The organism is Rhabdothermincola sediminis (assembly GCF_014805525.1).
Lineage (GTDB): Bacteria > Actinomycetota > Acidimicrobiia > Acidimicrobiales > Acidimicrobilacustridaceae > Rhabdothermincola > Rhabdothermincola sediminis.
On the sequence record NZ_JACFSZ010000010.1, the window covers coordinates 112,192 to 128,512 of the forward strand.

Genomic DNA, 16,321 nt, shown 5'->3' on the forward strand with positions numbered 1-16,321 from the left:
TCACCTCCGGGACCGCCGGCGCTCCCCCTCCCGGAGGAGTCGCTTCCGCAGCCGGACGGCCCGGGGTGTCACTTCGATCAGCTCGTCGCTCTCCACGAGCTCCATCGCCCCTTCGAGAGTCACCTGCCGGGGCGGGGCCAGCATGATCGCTTCGTCGTGCGAATGGGTGCGGATGTTCGTCTTCTGCTTGTCGCGGGTGACGTTGACCACGAGGTCGCCAGGGCGAGACGTCAGCCCGACGATCATCCCCTCGTAAACCGGCGTGCCTGGTTCGATGAACAGCTCCCCCCGCGGGGACAGGTTGTCGAGGGCGTAGGCCGTCGCGTACCCCGCCCGGTCGGCGACCATCGCCCCACCGGCTCGACGGGGCAGGTCGCCCACCCACTCGGTCCATCCCGAGTGATGGAGCTGCAACAGCGCCGTGCCGCGGGTGACGGTCAACAGCTCGCCACGGAGCCCCAGAACCCCGCGGGCGGGCGCCTGGAAGCTGATCACCGTCCGTCCCGTGTCGCCGGGGCGGATGTCGAGCACCCTCCCCTTGCGAGGCGCCAGCGCTTGGGTGACGGTACCGACGTGCTCGTCGGGCACGTCCACCATCCCGCGCTCGAGCGGCTCCAGCGGCTTGCCATCACCCTCCTTGAGGATCACCTCCGGGCGGCTGACCTGCAGCTCGTAGCCTTCTCGGCGCATGGCCTCGATGAGCACGGCGAGCTGGAGCTCCCCTCGTCCGGCGACCTCGATGACGTCGGGGCAGCCGGTCTCCCCCAGCCGGAGCGAGACGTTCCCCAGCACCTCGCGTGCCAGCCGCTCTCGAAGGTGCCGGCTGGTGAGGTACCGGCCTTCCTGCCCGGCCAGCGGGGAGGTGTTCACCCCGAACGTCATCCGCAGCACGGGTTCGTCCACCGTGAGCCGCGGCAGCGGCTCGGGCGATACCGGGTCGGCGAGGGTGTCGCCGACTTCGATCTCGGAGAATCCAGCCAGCACGAACAGGTCGCCTGCCTGCACCTCGTCGGTCTCCATCCGCCCCACGCCGCAGAAGGTCATGAGCTGGGCCACCCTCCGCACGAGCAGTGGTCGCTCGCCGGCCGCTGCGCAGAGGGCCACCTGGTCCCCTCGGCGAAGGGTGCCCCGCTCCACCCGCCCGATCGCCAGCCGACCGAGGTAGTCCGATGCGTCGAGGTTGGTGACCAGAGCCTGCAACGGCGCCGCGGCGTCACCCCGAGGCGGAGGAACCGCCCGGAGGACGGCGTCGAACAGCGGGGCCAGCCCGCTGGCCTCGAGCGGTGCGGCGAGGCCCTCGGAGGCGAGGCCGTCGCGGGCGATCGCCGACACCACCGGGAAGTCGATCTGCTGGTCGTCGGCGTCGAGGTCGAGGAACAGTTGGTAGATCTCGTCCAGCACCTCGGCGGGGCGGGCGTCGGCGCGATCGACCTTGTTGAGGACCACGACCGCGGCGAGCTTCGCCTCGAGGGCCTTCGACAGCACGTACCTCGTCTGGGGAAGTGGGCCTTCCGCCGCGTCGACCAGCAGGAGGACCCCGTCCACCATCGCCAGCGCCCGTTCGACCTCACCGCCGAAGTCGGCATGCCCGGGCGTGTCGACCAGGTTGATCCGGGTGCCCTTCCACGTCACCGAAGCCGCTTTCGCCAGGATGGTGATGCCCCGCTCCCGCTCCTGGTCGTCGGAGTCGAGCACCCGATCAACGGCGTCACGATGTGCGGGCAGGGCCCCCGTGGCGCGCAGCATGGCGTCGACCAGCGTGGTCTTGCCGTGGTCGACGTGCGCGACGAGCGCGACGTTGCGGATCAGCGGGCAGGTGCTCAGGAGCGCGGCGGGATGGTCGGTGAGCTCAGGCGGACCAGTCGTCGCGTGAGTCCTCGTTGAGGCACCACGACTTGTGATCGTGGCCGGGCTCGGCCCCGCACTCGGGGCAGGGCTCGGCGTCTCGAGCGTCGAGCAGAGCGTCCAGATCGCCTTCGGTGCTGCGTTTCAGTGCTCGGGCTTCCTCGAAGCGCCGATGACGCCCCTTCTTCACGGGCCAAACTCCCGATCGACTGCGGACAGTTCGGACAGTCTATCCCCGCCGTGGTGGTCTCCGACGAACTCCACGCCCTCCCGAGACTTTCGTGTGATTTCGTATGCGCTCGTGTGTGTACGCACCCCACACCCTCGGAGCCGTAGGATCGGAGCGTGAGCGAGCCGCCTTGGTGGAAGACCTCGGTCGTGTACCAGATCTATCCCCGATCCTTCTGCGACACGAACGGCGACGGGGTGGGCGACCTGGCGGGGATCCGCCGGCACCTCGATCACCTGGAGTGGTTGGGTGTCGACGCCATCTGGCTCTCGCCCTTCTACCGCTCACCGATGGCGGACTTCGGCTACGACATCAGCGACTACTGCGACGTGGACCCGCTGTTCGGCACGCTCGCCGACTTCGACGCCCTGGTCGAGGATGCGCACGACCGAGGCATCCGCATCATCGTCGACTGGGTGCCCAACCACACCTCGGACCAGCACCCGTGGTTCGTCGAGTCCCGCTCGGGGCGGGACAACCCCAGACGTGACTGGTATCTCTGGCGCGATCCGGCGCCCGGCGGTGGCCCCCCGAACAACTGGGTGGCGGCGTTCACCGGAGGTCCCGCATGGACCTACGACGACGCGACCGGGCAGTACTACCTGCACTCCTTCCTCCCCGCGCAGCCCGATCTGAACTGGGCGAACCCCGAGGTGGTGGAGGCGATGCACGACGTGCTGCGGTTCTGGCTCGACCGGGGTGTCGACGGTTTCCGGGTCGACGTGGTCCACCTCATCGGCAAGGCCCCTGACCTGCCCGACGACCCCGAGGAGTACCTCCCGATCCCCCATTCCGGCCTCAACCACCGCCCCGAGACCCACGAGCTGCTCCGAGGGCTCCGCCGACTCCTCGATTCCTATCCCGGCGACCGCATGATGGTCGGAGAGGTCTACCTCCTCGACACGACGATGGTGGCCACCTACTACGGATCGGGCGACGAGCTGCACCTGGCCTTCAACTTCCCGCCGCTGTACACGCCCTGGGACGCCGAACGCTGGCGTTCCCAGATCGAGATCGTGAGCCGGGAGCTGGACCCTATCGGCGCGTGGCCCACCTGGGTGCTCTCGAACCACGACAACAAGCGGCACCGCACCCGCTACGGGGGAAGCGAGGCGAGAGCGCGGGCCGCGGCCGTGCTGCTCCTCGGGTTGCGGGGCACACCGTTCCTCTACGCGGGCGAGGAGCTGGGCCTAGAGGACGCGGTGGTGCCCGACGATCGGGTGGTGGATCCCGGAGGTCGGGACGGGTGCCGGGCGCCGATCCCGTGGGAACCCGCACCGCCCCACGGCTGGGCCGGCGCCGATCCGTGGTTGCCGTGGCCACCGGAGCCAGGAACCCGGAACGTTGTGAGTGAGCGGGAGGACCCTGCCTCCATCCTGCACCTCTACCGGCGTCTGCTCGCGGCCCGACGCCGCTCCCCCTCCCTCCGGGAGGGTGACCTGTCCCTGATCGATGCCCCGCCGGGAGTGCTCGCCTGGCGACGCGCACACCAGTCGGGGGATGAACGGGTCCTCATCGTCAACTTCTCCGCCGAACGGGTGACCATGCCGCCATCCGGCCTCAGCGGGCTGGTCGAGGTGGCGAGCGACGGCTCAGGGGAGGGCGCCCTGTTCACGGGCGAGGTCGGCCCGGATCAGGCGCTGCTGATCGACCCCGGCGCCACCGCATCGTGAACCGCTAGGTCGAGCGCGGCCAGGGCAAGGGTTCGACCGCGCAAACCGGCCCGCTCGGAGTGACCAACCCCTCAGCCCACGGGGCGGTGCGAGCGCTCCTCGAGCACCAGCGTGCCCTTGCCGTCGAAGGCCAGCGCCGCATCCCCCTGAACCAGTTGACGTATCGGCTCGCCGACGAGCGCCGCCCGCCAGCCGTGCGCCAGGCGGGCGTCCTCGTCGCCGCGGAGGAACGCCTCCAGATCGGCGCGGGTCGCGAGCAAGGCGGTCTCGATCTCGAGGCGTCGGGCGAGCTGGCTCACCCACGCCGAGACCAGGCTCACCGCCGGCCGAAGGTCACGGTCGAGCTCCCGCTCCCCTGCTGGTTCCGGCGGGCCCGGGGGACGCTGCCTGGCTTCCTCGATCACCTCCAGAAGCGCACGGGCCCGGCCGCCGCCCAAGTGACGGTCGTCGAGTCCCCGGATCTTGAACAGCCCGTGGGTGTCCGTCGGAGGCCGCTGGGCGATGGCGACGATCGCCAGGTCGGGCATGACGAACCGGCTCGGCACGTCGAGCTCGATCGCCCGCATCTCGCGCCAAGCCGCGACCGCCCGGGCGATCTCCCGGGACCGCCCTTTGAGTTGGCGCGCTTCCCGTATCCGTCGCCAGGCCATTGAGGGGTCGCGGACTCCCCGCACCCGGCGCCGGATGTCGTCGCACTCGTCGAGCACCCATTGCAGGCGCCCGCGCCCTTCGAGCTCCTCGACCAAGCGGTCCTGCGCCTCGAGCAGATGGGCCACGTCCGACGCCGCGTACTCGAGCTGGTTCCGTTGGAGCGGGCGGGCCAGCCAATCCGAGAGGCGGTCGGACTTGCGGACCGTGATGCCGAGCACGTGCTGGTACAGCGCGGTGAGCGACGGTGAGCTCATGCCGACGAAGCCCGCCGCGATCTGGGTGTCGAAGAGCTGCGAGGGCACCACACCGCATGCCAGAGCGAGCACTTCCAAGTCCTGGTCGGATGCATGCAACACCGCGACCCCCGGTCCTTCAAGCACTCGACGCAGCGGGGTCACGTCGACCACCAGCGGATCGACGAGCGCGAGCCCACCTCGCCACGCGAGCTGGATCAGCGCCAGTTTCGGGAAGTAGGTGCGCTCCCGGTGGAACTCGGTGTCGAGTGCGTACCGAGGTTCATCCACCAGCTGCTCGACGACTTCCCCGAAAGCAGCGTCCGAGTCGATCACCTCATAGGTGGCGGCCATCGTCCCGTTCTGCGACCGGTCAACCTGGATGAGGACCGGCGACGGTGGGCTTGCCGGCCTCGATCCACGCGAGGGTCCCACCAGCGACGTTGGTGGCGTCGACGCCCTGGCGGGCGAGGAACTCTGCTGCGCGGCGGCTCCGGACGCCCGACGCGCAGATGAACAGGACGGCGCGATCGACCGGGACCTCCTCGATGCGATCAGGCAGTTCGGCCAGTGGGATCAGGACCGCTCCTGGCACGTGCGCCTGCGCGTACTCGTGCGGCTCCCGCACGTCGATCACCGTCGCACCATCTGCGCAGCGCTTCTCCAGCTCGTCGACGTCGATCTCGGGGATGTCCAAGGAGCCTCCTCGCGCTCAGGGGTCGCCCGAAGCGTACCGGTGGAGGTCTGCGGCGTCGTCGAGGTCCTCGAAGACTGGGGCCAACCCCTCGACCTCGACGACGTCGAGGCTGGCGAGGCCGTGGTGCAGCGAGCGCAGCCCGGTCTCGAACGCCGCCGCCAGAGCGGGCAAGGCCGAGCGACGGTACGCGACGGCCGAGAGCTGGCGACGCTGGTCCACGAACGGGACCGCTGCCGCGGCAGAGCACGAGCGCAGGGAGGCCACCAGCCCCCGCACGGCGGCGGCATCGACCTCGGGCAGATCACACGCCAGCACCACCACGATCGGGTCGGTCGCCGACCCGAGCGCGGTGAGCACCCCGCCGAGAGGCCCCTGGCCTGGGTGCCGGTCCGCCACGTACTCGAACCCGAGCGCTCGCAGGTCCTCGCTGCGTCGCCCGCCCACGGCGAGCACCCGGCGAGCGCCCGCCTGAACGAGCGCCTGTTGCGGGTAGGTGCACAGCGGCGCGCCACGCACGATCACGAACGCCTTGTCGGTGCCCATGCGCACCGACGATCCACCGGTGAGGACCGCCCCGGTGAACGGTTCCAGCCGCTCACCCGTGCTCATGGCCGCTCACCCCGCCACCCCGACTGGCGTGCCCCGAGCAGAGGATGCAGCCTGCAGCGCCTCACTGGCCGGCGGCCGGTACCCCACCACGAGCACGACGGTGACCAGCGTGAGCGCATTGTGGGCCAGGACGCCAGCGGCGCGGAGGGCATGGTTCCCGTCGTCGAGCAACGCCCAACCCCACCAGCCGAGGGGCAGGAGCAGCAGCAGGGACACGACGCCGGCCCACGCGTCGCGGACCCGATCCCGACCGTCCGCCACCAGCGCGCCGACCATCGGGAGCAACCAGACGAAGTGGTGGAGCCACGAGATCGGCGACACCAGCAAGCCCAGCGCGGCAGTGACCGCAACTCCGCCGAGCTCGTCGCCTGCGCGGTGGGCCTCCCGCGCCCGGTGCAGGCCGATCACCACCACCGCGGCCGACACCACCAGCCACACGACACCTCGTGCGTGAGCGGGGACCATCCGGTTCACGGCACCGAGCACCGACTGGTTGGACGTGTAGGCCAACGAACCGGTGACCCGCTCGCCGTGGAACACCGCGTCGGACCAGTAGTCGATCGAGGCGGCGGGCAGCACGACGAACGCCAGACCGCTGCAGGCGGCGAAGGCCGCCACGGCGGTGCCAGCGGCGCGGAGCCGGCCGGTGACCGCCAGGTAGACGATGAACACCGCGGGGGTCAGCTTCAGCGCGCTGGCCACCCCGATGAGCGTGCCCTGCGGCCAGCGCCCGCGGACCGCGAAGAGATCGACCAGGCACGCCAGCACCAAGAAGACGTTGACCTGACCCATGGCCACGTGCTCCGCGAACGGTCGGGCCAGCACGGCCAGCACGCAGGCACCCCCGAAGAGCAGCGGTCGCACATCTGCACCCACCGCCTCGACGGCACGCCGGAACGAGAGCCACACCACACCCACCAGTGCGAGGGTCGATGCCAGCGTCCAGAGGAACTGGCCCCACCATTGCCCGAACGGCGCGGTGAGCACCGCCACCAGGGCGGCGAAGGGCGGGTAGGTGAACACCAGATCACCGCCCCCGGAGCGGTACCCGAAACGACCGGCGAGCACGTCCCGGCCAGCGTGCTTGTACACGTCGAGATCGATGAGCGGGTGGAGCGGCTGATGCACGACGTAGCGCCACGCGACGGCCGTCGCGGCGACCATCACGCCTGCGATGCCCACCGCCACCGCGATGTGGCGCCGGGTCACGAGCCGGTCCAGGTGGGACCCGGGCTGCTGCGACGAGGAGCAGGTGGACCCCACCGGTATCGGCTCAGCGCTGGTCCGGCGGTGGCCAGGTCGGATCGAGCTGGCGGAGGAAGCGCGCACACCGCTCTTCCTCGTCCAGCTCACCGATCGCACCGGCCGCGGCCCGCAGCCCGTCAAGCGCCCGGAGAAACCCGCGGTTGGTCTCGTGCTCCCACCGAACGTACCCCGAGCCCCGCCAGCCTCCGGCCCGCAGCGCGTCCAGCCCGCGGTGGTAACCCACCCGGAAGTACGCGTACCGCTCGATCTCGTCCCGTCCACGGAGGCCGAGCTGCGCCCAGGCGTCGAGGTAGCGGGGGTAGCGGGCCACGACCGACGCGATGGCGTCGCGCTGGCGCGCTGCCGGCTCCGAGAGGGCTCGATCCAATGCCTCGGCCGCCTCGGTGGGTGGCGGGGGGAGGATGGTCTCCGGCGGCCCGGCGGGGGTCAGGTTCACGGGGCTGTGGTCGGCCATCCACGCCAACCTAGACGACGATGGCAACCGGTCAGCGGCCGGCCGCGGCCCGCTCGACCGCCCGGCGGACGAACGACGCGAACGCGTCGGGATGGCTCGTGTGGGCATCGTGGCCGGCACCCGGGATGCGGACCAGCTCACCGTCCCGAACGGAAGTGGCGAGCTCCTCCGCCGCCCGGCGATGGCGGTCCGCCGCCGCGGTGCCGCAGCCGGCGACGACCGGGCAGGTGATCGCTGCCGGGTCGTAGGCCTGACGGGTACGGACCGATCGCAGATCGGCGAGGAGGGCCCGGCCCTCGGCTCGTCGCTGCGCCTGCGTCGACCGCGGGAGCTGCTCCCAGCGTTCATCGCCGATCACCCGGCGCATGAACCGCTCCACGGCGATACCTGCTGCCTCCGAGCCTTCCCCCGAGAGGGGATCTTCCAGCCGCGATCGCTCCGGCCACCACGGTGCCCACGGCATGGGGGCCTCGAACGCGGCCACCGCCAGCGCCAGCAGCGGCTCACGCTCGGCCGTGGCGAGCGCGATCACGCCGCCGAGACTGTGGCCCACCAGGACGGCCGGCTCATCGGCCAGCACCTCCACCAGGTCAGCAACCATGGCATCGAGATCAGCCGCCTCCCCGCTCTCGAGGGACCGCCCATAGCCCCGACGGTCGTAGCGCACCAGCTCGAGGTCCGGAAGACGCCGTGCGACCTTGAGGAACGCCGCGGCCCGGTCGAGCGTGCCGTGCACGAAGACCACCCGAGGAGCGGGGAGTGAACCCGCCTCGGTGCACGCGGGGTGGCGGTACACGGCTAGCTCGGCCTGTGGCCTGCGGCTGGCTCCGCTCACGGGATACGCAGGAGACGCAGTGTGTCCGTTGCCCGGCCGGCGAGCTCCCCGGTCCCGAACAGGAGCACCACCAGATCACCCGGCTTCACCTCGCCGAGGCGCAACGCCTCGGCGATGGCGGCTGGCACCAGGTGATCGGCGCGCTCGGTGCCCTCGAGGTGGTAGGGCACCGAGCCCCAACTCATCGTGAGCTGGCGCACCGTGCGCTCGTGGGTGCTGAAGCCGATGATCCGCGCCCGAGGTCGGAACCGGGCGATCGAGCGGACCGTGAAGCCGCTGCGGGAGATGCAGATGATGGCCGCGGCGTTGGTCGCCGCGGCCGCCCGGTGTGCCGCACTGGTCATCGCGTCGGTGATGGCGTTGGCCGGGTCGGTCGCGTCCCGCTCGATCGTTTGCAGCTGGTCGGCCCAGGTGTCGTAGTCGAACTCGTCGTCGGCCCGCTCGGCGATGCGAGCCATGGTCGCCACGGCGTGCACCGGGTCGACGCCCACCGCGCTCTCACCGGAGAGCATCAAAGCGCTCGAACCGTCGAACACGGCGTTCGCCACGTCGGAGGCCTCGGCGCGGGTGGGGATCGGTGCCTGGATCATCGACTCGAGCATCTGGGTAGCCGTGATGGCCGGGCGGCCGAGCGCGATGCACCGGTGGATGATCCGCTTCTGCAGGTGCGGGAGCTCTTCGATCGGGAACTCCGAACCGAGATCCCCGCGGGCCACCATCACCGCGCCCGACGCCTCGATGATTCCGTCGAGGTTCTCCACCGCAGCCCGGGTCTCGACCTTGGCCACGATGAGCGGGCCCCGCGGGTGAGGTTCCACCCCCACCCGGCGGACGTCATGGGCCGAGCGAACGAACGACAGCGCCACCATGTCCACGTCGACGTCGATGAACGCGTCGAGACAACGCAGGTCCTCGGAAGTCGGGCTGGTGAGCCGGAGCCGGTCGGAAGGGATGTGGATGCCCGGCCGCCCCTTCAGGACCCCCCCGTGGATGACGCTCACCTCGATGTGGTCGTCGGCGCGACCCAGCGCCTCCACCACCACCGCGCCGTCACCGAAGGCGACGGTGTCACCGGGGTGGATGTCGGACAGCAGCTGGTCGTAGTCGACCTGGATCACCTCGGCGGTGCTGGTCCCCGTCCCGGGCGTCAGCCTGAGACGCTGACCTTCCAGCAGGAGCAGGCCTTCGTCGGGCACGGCTCCGGCACGGACTTTCGGACCGGGTAGGTCGACGAGGATGCCGACCGTGCGCCCGAAGTCGGCGGCCGCCTTGCGGACCCGGTGGTAGCGGGCCAGCGCCTGCTCGAGGCTCTCGTGGGCGAGACTCAGTCGCGCCACGTCCATCCCGGCCTCGATCATCCCCTTCAGCACCGCCTCGGAATCGGACGTGGGCCCGATGGTGGCGATGATCTTGGTACGGCGTGGCATGCCCCAACGCTAGCGGCACCTAGGCTCGGATCCCGTCATGGAGCTCCTGCTCATCCGGCACGCCAGACCGTTCCGCGGCACTGCCACGGAGGGACCGGCCGACCCGTCGCTCGACCCGGTCGGGGCCCGCCAAGCAGCACGCCTGAGCGACTGGCTCGCCCGGGAGGAGATCGACGCGGTCTACAGCAGCCCGCTGGCCAGGGCCCGGGAGACGGCCGCGCCACTCGCCACTCGGATCGGCGTCGATCCTGTGATCGAAGAGGGGGTGGCGGAATGGGATCGTGACGCGCCGGCCTACATCCCCCTCGAGGAGCTACGAGCGACCGGACACCCCTGGTGGCAGGCGATGGCCGCTGGCGACTGGGACCTGCTCGGGGTCGACCCGGAGGCGTTCGGGCAGCGGGTCGTCGCCGCCATCGACGCCATCGCGGCCCGGCACCCCTCCCAACGGGTGGCGGTCGTCTGCCACGGCGGGGTCATCAACTTTTATCTCGCCGAGGTGCTCGGCCTCGGCCAGCGCCTGTTCTTCCAACCCACCTACACCTCGATCAGCCGGGTCCTGGTGTCGCGCGCCGGCGTCCGCTCGCTCGAGACGCTCAACGAGCGTGCCCATCTGCGGGACCTCGCCTAGCTGGGCGAGGCGTCCGGGTCAGGTCGCCCGCTCCCACACGGTCGACCGGGAGGGAGCCTTCCTTCCGAGGGCCTCGATCAGGCGCTGCGAATCGAAGCCCGGCAGGAGCTGCAGTTGCTCCACCAGGCCGGTGTCCTCGATCCGGTCGAGCGGAACCAGGCATCCCCGGGCGGAATCGCCGGCGAGGACCACCACCCCCCCGTACCGCCCGTGCGGGCCGCGCTGGGCCGTCACCACCTCCACCTCGGTGAGCTCGCCCCACTCAACCACCTCCTCGCGCCCGTCGGCGAGCACTCGTCGAGCGCCGAACTCGTCGACGCGGAGCTCCACGGTGGCCGAGCGCATCTCGCGGCGGCGAGCTTCGTTCCGGGCCACGGCGAGCAGCACCACCACCGGCGACATCATCAGCACCACCCCCAGCCAGCCCACGGTCACCGCACCCCACGATCGCCATGCCGCGCACGGAACGTGCCCTCCCGTCGCCAACCTGCGGAGGCGGGCATCAGTTCAGGCGGGCCCTGAGCAGGACCGCACGCCGCGCGTACTCCTCTCCGATGCCACCGCCGAGGCGCTCCGCAGTGATGTCCAGCTCGCGGGCTGCACCCCGGAAATCACCACTCGCGGCCAGCGCGGCGGCCAGCTCGGCCCGCTCCTCGGTCGGCACGCCGGGGAGGAGGGTCCGCAGGCGCAGCACCCACACCAGGGCCGCATGGTCGCCTCTCGCGGTGAACACCACCCGCAGATTGGCGAGCATCCGAGCCAAGACGGTGAACGGCCCGACCGGCTCCAAGAACGCGTCGTCGAAGACCGCGTCCGGCCCGTGCACGGCCCGGAACGCCCGCTCGCAACCCGCCCGGTCGAGGAACGCGCCGCCTGCGAAGGGATCCACGAACACGGTCGGATCGACCCGGTCGCGCAGCAGGAAGTGCCCCGGCATGCCCACCCCGGCGAGGGGGACGCCGAGGCGCCGCCCCACGGCCATGGTGAGCACCGACAGCGTGATCGGGATCCCCCGCCGCCGGTGGATCACATCGTTGAGGTACGAGTTGCGCGGGTCGTAGTAGGCCGTCCGGTTCCCCCGGAAGGCGAGGTCCACGAACAGGTACCGGACCAGGGCGTCGAGCGTCGGGGCGAAGCAGCGCTCGGCGATGCGGTCGATCACCGCCAGCTCGGCGTCGACGTCGAGGTCCGGGTAGGCGTGCACGGCGATGAGCAATGCCGCCCGATCGAGGGGGAGCTCCTCCTCCGGGCGGCGGAGCAGGTCTGCGAACTGCTCGGTGGCCTGCACCCGGCGGAGGGTACCGGTCGCCCGGGGAAAACCACGAGGGGCCCGCACGTGCGAGCCCCTCGATCACCTGACGTGCGGCTGCGCTCAGCCGGTGAAGCGGGGCGTGGCCCGGGCCGCCGTGGTGGCGGCTGTGGACGTGGTGGTGGTCGGCTCGGCCGTGGTGGTCGGCCCCGGCTCGTTGAACCGGTTCACGACCTCGACCCTGCGGTTCTCCCAGTCGGTGAAGGTCACGACCTGCTCCCGCCCGGTCACCTCGTCGGCACCACCGTCATCGGTCTCGGTGACCCCGCAGTCGATCGCATCCCAGAAGGCATCCGGATGGATGCTCAAGGTCACGGTGCCGCCCTCGCTCGGGAACACCGTGTCCTCGTTGAGCACCACCGTGTCGGCCAAGGGGCGGGCACGGAGCGGCTCGGCCGGCATCTCGTAGGCGACGCAGTTGACGTTGATCACGAACTCGGTGTCGTTCGGAGCGGAACCCTCGACGATCTTGGTGATGGTCAAGGTGAACTCCGGGTGGCTGCCTGCGCCAACCGGCGCTGCGCCGAAGGCTCCGATGGTCGAGACGGTGATCATCGCCACGAGCAAGCGCTTGGTCATGGGAGAGTTCTCCTTACGGGGACGCGAACCCCTTTGGGGGAGGTAAAACGGGCCCGCCGAATGCTAGCAGCGCACGTCGTTCAGGGCGAACACATCCGCCCGGGAGGCGGTACCGTCCCCGCGAGCCGACCGCTGACCCGCGAGAGGAGCACCGTGTACCCAGGGGCCCACGCTACGACCCAACCCGACAAACCCGCCTACGTGATGGCCTCGACTGGCCGGGTGATCACCTACCGCGAACTCGACGAGGAGGCCAACCGCCTCTCGCAGCTGTTCCGGGCGGCGGGTCTGCGGCCGGGTGACCACATGGCGTTCTGCATGGAGAACCACCCGAAGTTCCTCGCCATCGCCTGGGGGGCACAGTACGCCGGCCTCTACTACACGGCAATCAGTAGCCGGCTCACGAGCGAGGAGGTGGAGTACATCGTCAACGACTGCGGCGCGAAGGTGTTCATCACCTCGCAGTACAAGGCGGAGGCGGCCGAGCACCTCGTGGACCGGATGCCGAACGTGTCGGTCCGCCTCGTGCTCGACGGCCCGCTCGAGGGCTACGAGCCCTACGAGGAGGTCGTCGGCCGGTACCCGGCCGAACCGCTCGCCGACAGGGTGGCGGGCAAGGACATGCTCTATTCCTCGGGCACCACCGGTCGCCCCAAGGGCGTGAAGCCGGCCTTCCCGTCCGAGCCGATCGACCAGCCCACGGCGGTGACCGGCCTGATGCAGCTGCTGTTCCAGGCCGACCCCTCGATGGTGTACCTGTCCCCCGCGCCGCTGTACCACGCAGCGCCGCTGCGCTTCACCATGGCCGTGCACCAGATCGGTGGCACCGCCGTGATCATGGAGCACTTCGACGCCGAGGAGGCGCTCGCCCTGATCGAGCGGTATCGCGTCACCCACAGCCAGTGGGTGCCGACGATGTTCGTGCGGATGCTCAAGCTGCCCGAGGAGGTCCGCAACCGCTACGACGTGTCGAGCATGCGGGTCGCCATCCACGCGGCCGCCCCCTGCCCGGTGCCGGTGAAGCGCCAGATGATCGAGTGGTGGGGGCCGGTCATCCACGAGTACTACGCCGCCACCGAGGGCAACGGCTTCGTCTACTGCAACAGCGAGGACTGGCTCGCCCACCCCGGCACGGTGGGCCGCCCGTTGCTCGGCGAGGTGCACATCGTCGGCGAGGACGGCGAGGAGGTCCCCGTCGGGGAGGAGGGCACGATCTACTTCAGTGGCGGCAATGACTTCGAGTACCACAACGATCCGGAGAAGACCGCGCAGTCCCGCAACGATCGGGGCTGGACCACCCTCGGCGACGTGGGGCGGGTGGACGAGGACGGTTTCCTCTACCTGACCGACCGCAAGAGCTACATGATCATCACCGGCGGGGTGAACGTGTACCCGCAGGAGACCGAGAACCTGCTCGTCACCCACCCGAAGGTCCTCGACTGCGCCGTGATCGGCGTGCCCAACGAGGACTTCGGGGAGGAGGTCAAGGCGGTGGTCCAACTGGCCGACGGGATCGAGCCCGGGCCGGAACTCGAACAGGAGCTCATCGCCTTCTGCCGCGAGCACCTCGCCGACGTGAAGTGCCCCCGTAGCGTCGACTTCGTCGACGAGCTCCCACGGCATCCGACGGGCAAGCTCTACAAGCGCCTGCTCCGCGACCGCTACTGGGCGGGCCACGAGAGCCGCATCATCTGAGACCCGCGACGCGGCCGACGTAGGGTTGGCGATGGCTCGCCATGCCTTCCTCGACCACCCCGGCCCGATCCCCTTCGCGCACCGTGGCGGGGCGGGCTTGTGGCCCGAGAACACCCTCCCGGCGTTCGAAGGTGCGGTCGCGCTCGGCTACCGCTACGTGGAGACCGACGTGCATGCGACAGCCGACGGGGTGCTCCTCGCGTTCCACGACGACCGGCTCGACCGGGTGACCGACCGGACGGGCCTGATCCGCGAGCTTCCCTGGCGGGAGGTCCGGCGGGCGCGGGTCGCCGGAGTCGAGGCCATCCCGACGCTGGAGGAGCTGCTCGGCACGTGGCCCGAGCTGCGGGTGAACATCGACCCCAAGCACGACTCGGCAGTACCCGCGCTGATCGAGGTGCTCGCCCGGACCCGTTCGCTGCACCGGGTGTGCGTCGGTTCGTTCTCCGGCCGGCGCCTCGCCCGCCTGCGGGGCCAGCTCGGCGGACAGTTGTGCTGGTCGTTCGGCCCGGCCCGGGTGGCACGCCTGCGAGCGGCCAGCCTCGGAGTACCTGCGGGACGACTCGACGGGCATTGCGTCCAGGTGCCGGTGCGGGCGGGGCGCCTCCCGATCGTCGACGATCGCTTCGTGCGTACGGCCCACGCACGCCACCTGCAGGTGCACGTCTGGACCGTCGATGATCCGTCGGAGATGGAGCGGCTGCTCGACCTGGGCATCGACGGTCTGATGACCGACCGACCCGAGGTGCTCAAGGAGGTACTCGTTCGGCGCGGCCAATGGGTCGGCTGAACGGCCACACTCGTCAGTCCGGCGGGAGCAGGACGTTCGGGTTGAGGACGCCCCGAGGATCGAGCGCCCGCTTGATACTCCGGAAGGCTCGCACCTCGGCTGCGCTGCGATTCAGGTGCAGCCAGCGTTTCTTCGCCGTGCCGATGCCGTGCTCCGCGCTGATGGACCCCCCGCAGCTCGCCACCATCCTGAAGATGATGCCGTCCACCTCCTCGTCGTCCGGTGCCGTGCCGGTGATGTTCACGTGCAGGTTCCCGTCACCGATGTGCCCGAAGAGCCACGTGCGGGCGCCCGGCGCATGGCGAGCGACCACCCCCGGCAACCGGGCGACGAAGTCGGGGAGCATTGGCAGCGGCAGCGAGAGGTCGAGCTTGTGTGGGGGCCCGAGGGTGTTGATGGCGGAGGTGTGCCGTTCCCGGTAGGCCCACAGCTCGGCACGGGTCCTCGCATCGGTGCCCACGGCGACGTCTCCGGTGACCCCTGCCGCGGCGAGCACCCACGACATCCGCTCGGTCGGGTCCTCGTGATCCGAGGCTTCGAGCAGGACATACACCGGCCATGAGCGCCGGAACGGTTCCCGGAGCCCCTCGACCTCGCACACCAGCGACAGTCCCTCGGCGAAGAACACCTCGGCCGCGTCGAGGCAGGAGAGCCCCCGCCTCACCCGAGCCACGGCAGCCACCGCCGCCCGCAGGTCCTCGAAGCCGGCCAGGGCCACCACCCGCTCCGGGAGGTGGGGCACCAAGGCGAGGCGCGCTGCGGTCACGACACCGAGGGTGCCTTCGCTGCCACACAGGAGGCCGGCGAGATCCAGGCCGGTGTTGTCCTTCGGCAGGCCGGCGAGGTGCCGCACGACCGAGCCGTCCGCCAGGACCGCTTCGATCCCTCGGAGCTGAGCTCGGGTACCGCCCCAGCGGATCACGTGCAGACCGCCGGCGTTGGTGGCGATCGTCCCCCCTACCGTGGCCGAGTCCCGAGCAGCCAGGTCCACCGGGTACTCGAGCCCGGCGGCGCGAGCACGCTCGTGCAGGGTGCTGATCGTCACGCCCGCGCCGGCGGTCACCTGGCCGGCGAGCTCGTCGACCTCACCGAGGGCGCTCAACCGCCGGGTGCTGAGCACGAGCTCACCCTCGAGGGGAACGCCCCCTCCCACCAGACCGGTGTTCCCGCCCTGCGGCACGATCGCCACCCGGGCGTCGGCGCAGACCCGGACGACCTCGGCCAGCTCCTCGACGTTGCCGGGCCGGATCACCGCCGGTGTCGTGCCGTGGAAGCGCCCGGTCCAGTCCACCCTGTAGGGGCGGGTCACGTCCGGATCGACGACCACGTGCTGTGATCCGACGATCCCGGCCACCCGGTCGAGTGCCGCATCGAGGCCGTGGGGTGCCACGACGCCAT

General features: G+C 70.7%; 17 protein-coding genes. 4 read left to right on the forward strand and 13 right to left on the reverse strand.

Features of this window, described 5'->3' with window-relative positions:
* Together typA and HZF19_RS09985 are read right to left on the reverse strand one after the other, a co-directional pair.
* A complete protein-coding gene (gene typA / locus HZF19_RS09980) occupies window positions 1-1,902 on the reverse strand; it encodes a translational GTPase TypA (protein WP_372443454.1) in 1,902 nt (633 codons plus the stop codon).
* Window positions 1,850-2,035, reverse strand: a complete 186-nt coding sequence (locus tag HZF19_RS09985; protein WP_208028623.1) for a hypothetical protein — start codon at window positions 2,033-2,035, stop codon at window positions 1,850-1,852. Before HZF19_RS09985 ends, typA begins: the two co-directional genes overlap by 53 nt.
* Before the next feature lie 155 nt (window positions 2,036-2,190).
* Here HZF19_RS09985 and HZF19_RS09990 point away from each other — a divergent pair, with 155 nt between their 5' ends.
* The gene (locus tag HZF19_RS09990) at window positions 2,191-3,747 is read left to right on the forward strand and encodes an alpha-amylase family glycosyl hydrolase (RefSeq protein ID WP_208028624.1); all 1,557 of its coding nucleotides are present in this window, start codon (window positions 2,191-2,193) and stop codon (window positions 3,745-3,747) included.
* Window positions 3,748-3,818: 71 nt separating this feature from the next.
* On the opposite strand, the gene HZF19_RS09995 is transcribed toward HZF19_RS09990, so the two are convergent.
* The 7 genes from HZF19_RS09995 to pyk form a co-directional block, all read right to left on the reverse strand.
* Window positions 3,819-4,985, reverse strand: a complete 1,167-nt coding sequence (locus HZF19_RS09995; RefSeq protein WP_208028625.1) for a ribonuclease D — start codon at window positions 4,983-4,985, stop codon at window positions 3,819-3,821.
* Between the two features lie 19 nt (window positions 4,986-5,004).
* Complete coding sequence (locus HZF19_RS10000) at window positions 5,005-5,328, reverse strand: rhodanese-like domain-containing protein (protein WP_235979768.1); 324 nt, start codon at window positions 5,326-5,328, stop codon at window positions 5,005-5,007.
* Window positions 5,329-5,343: 15 nt separating this feature from the next.
* Window positions 5,344-5,937 carry a molybdenum cofactor guanylyltransferase gene (gene mobA, locus HZF19_RS10005; protein WP_208028626.1) on the reverse strand — a complete coding sequence of 198 codons (594 nt, stop codon included), beginning with the start codon at window positions 5,935-5,937 and terminating at the stop codon, window positions 5,344-5,346.
* Between the two features lie 6 nt (window positions 5,938-5,943).
* Window positions 5,944-7,146 (reverse strand): glycosyltransferase 87 family protein, encoded by a 1,203-nt coding sequence (locus tag HZF19_RS10010; protein ID WP_208028627.1) that lies wholly within the window; start codon window positions 7,144-7,146, stop codon window positions 5,944-5,946.
* Between the two features lie 64 nt (window positions 7,147-7,210).
* Window positions 7,211-7,657 carry a DUF3151 family protein gene (locus tag HZF19_RS10015; RefSeq protein WP_208028628.1) on the reverse strand — a complete coding sequence of 149 codons (447 nt, stop codon included), beginning with the start codon at window positions 7,655-7,657 and terminating at the stop codon, window positions 7,211-7,213.
* 31 nt (window positions 7,658-7,688) lie between these two features.
* Window positions 7,689-8,492, reverse strand: coding sequence for an alpha/beta fold hydrolase (locus HZF19_RS10020; protein WP_208028629.1), 804 nt, complete (start codon window positions 8,490-8,492; stop codon window positions 7,689-7,691).
* A complete protein-coding gene (gene pyk, locus HZF19_RS10025) occupies window positions 8,489-9,919 on the reverse strand; it encodes a pyruvate kinase (RefSeq protein ID WP_208028630.1) in 1,431 nt (476 codons plus the stop codon). Before pyk ends, HZF19_RS10020 begins: the two co-directional genes overlap by 4 nt.
* Window positions 9,920-9,956: 37 nt before the next feature.
* Here pyk and HZF19_RS10030 point away from each other — a divergent pair, with 37 nt between their 5' ends.
* Entirely contained in the window at window positions 9,957-10,550 is a 594-nt protein-coding gene (locus HZF19_RS10030; protein WP_208028631.1) for a histidine phosphatase family protein, read from the forward strand.
* An 18-nt stretch (window positions 10,551-10,568) separates the two neighbouring features.
* Here the strand turns inward: HZF19_RS10030 and HZF19_RS10035 are convergent, their stop codons facing one another.
* From HZF19_RS10035 to HZF19_RS10045, 3 genes are all read right to left on the reverse strand, one after another.
* Window positions 10,569-10,985, reverse strand: coding sequence for a hypothetical protein (locus HZF19_RS10035; protein ID WP_208028632.1), 417 nt, complete (start codon window positions 10,983-10,985; stop codon window positions 10,569-10,571).
* Window positions 10,986-11,052: 67 nt separating this feature from the next.
* Window positions 11,053-11,838, reverse strand: a complete 786-nt coding sequence (locus tag HZF19_RS10040) for a SirB1 family protein (RefSeq protein WP_208028633.1) — start codon at window positions 11,836-11,838, stop codon at window positions 11,053-11,055.
* A gap of 84 nt (window positions 11,839-11,922) precedes the next feature.
* Window positions 11,923-12,438, reverse strand: coding sequence for a hypothetical protein (locus tag HZF19_RS10045; protein WP_208028634.1), 516 nt, complete (start codon window positions 12,436-12,438; stop codon window positions 11,923-11,925).
* Between the two features lie 153 nt (window positions 12,439-12,591).
* Here HZF19_RS10045 and HZF19_RS10050 point away from each other — a divergent pair, with 153 nt between their 5' ends.
* Entirely contained in the window at window positions 12,592-14,133 is a 1,542-nt protein-coding gene (locus HZF19_RS10050) for an acyl-CoA synthetase (RefSeq protein WP_307781193.1), read from the forward strand.
* Window positions 14,134-14,164: 31 nt separating this feature from the next.
* Window positions 14,165-14,923: a glycerophosphodiester phosphodiesterase family protein gene (locus HZF19_RS10055; protein ID WP_208028636.1), complete on the forward strand. Its 759-nt coding sequence runs from the start codon at window positions 14,165-14,167 to the stop codon at window positions 14,921-14,923.
* A 13-nt stretch (window positions 14,924-14,936) separates the two neighbouring features.
* On the opposite strand, the gene HZF19_RS17140 is transcribed toward HZF19_RS10055, so the two are convergent.
* Window positions 14,937-16,313, reverse strand: a complete 1,377-nt coding sequence (locus tag HZF19_RS17140; protein WP_208028637.1) for an FAD-binding oxidoreductase — start codon at window positions 16,311-16,313, stop codon at window positions 14,937-14,939.
* Between the last annotated feature and the right edge of the window lie 8 nt (window positions 16,314-16,321).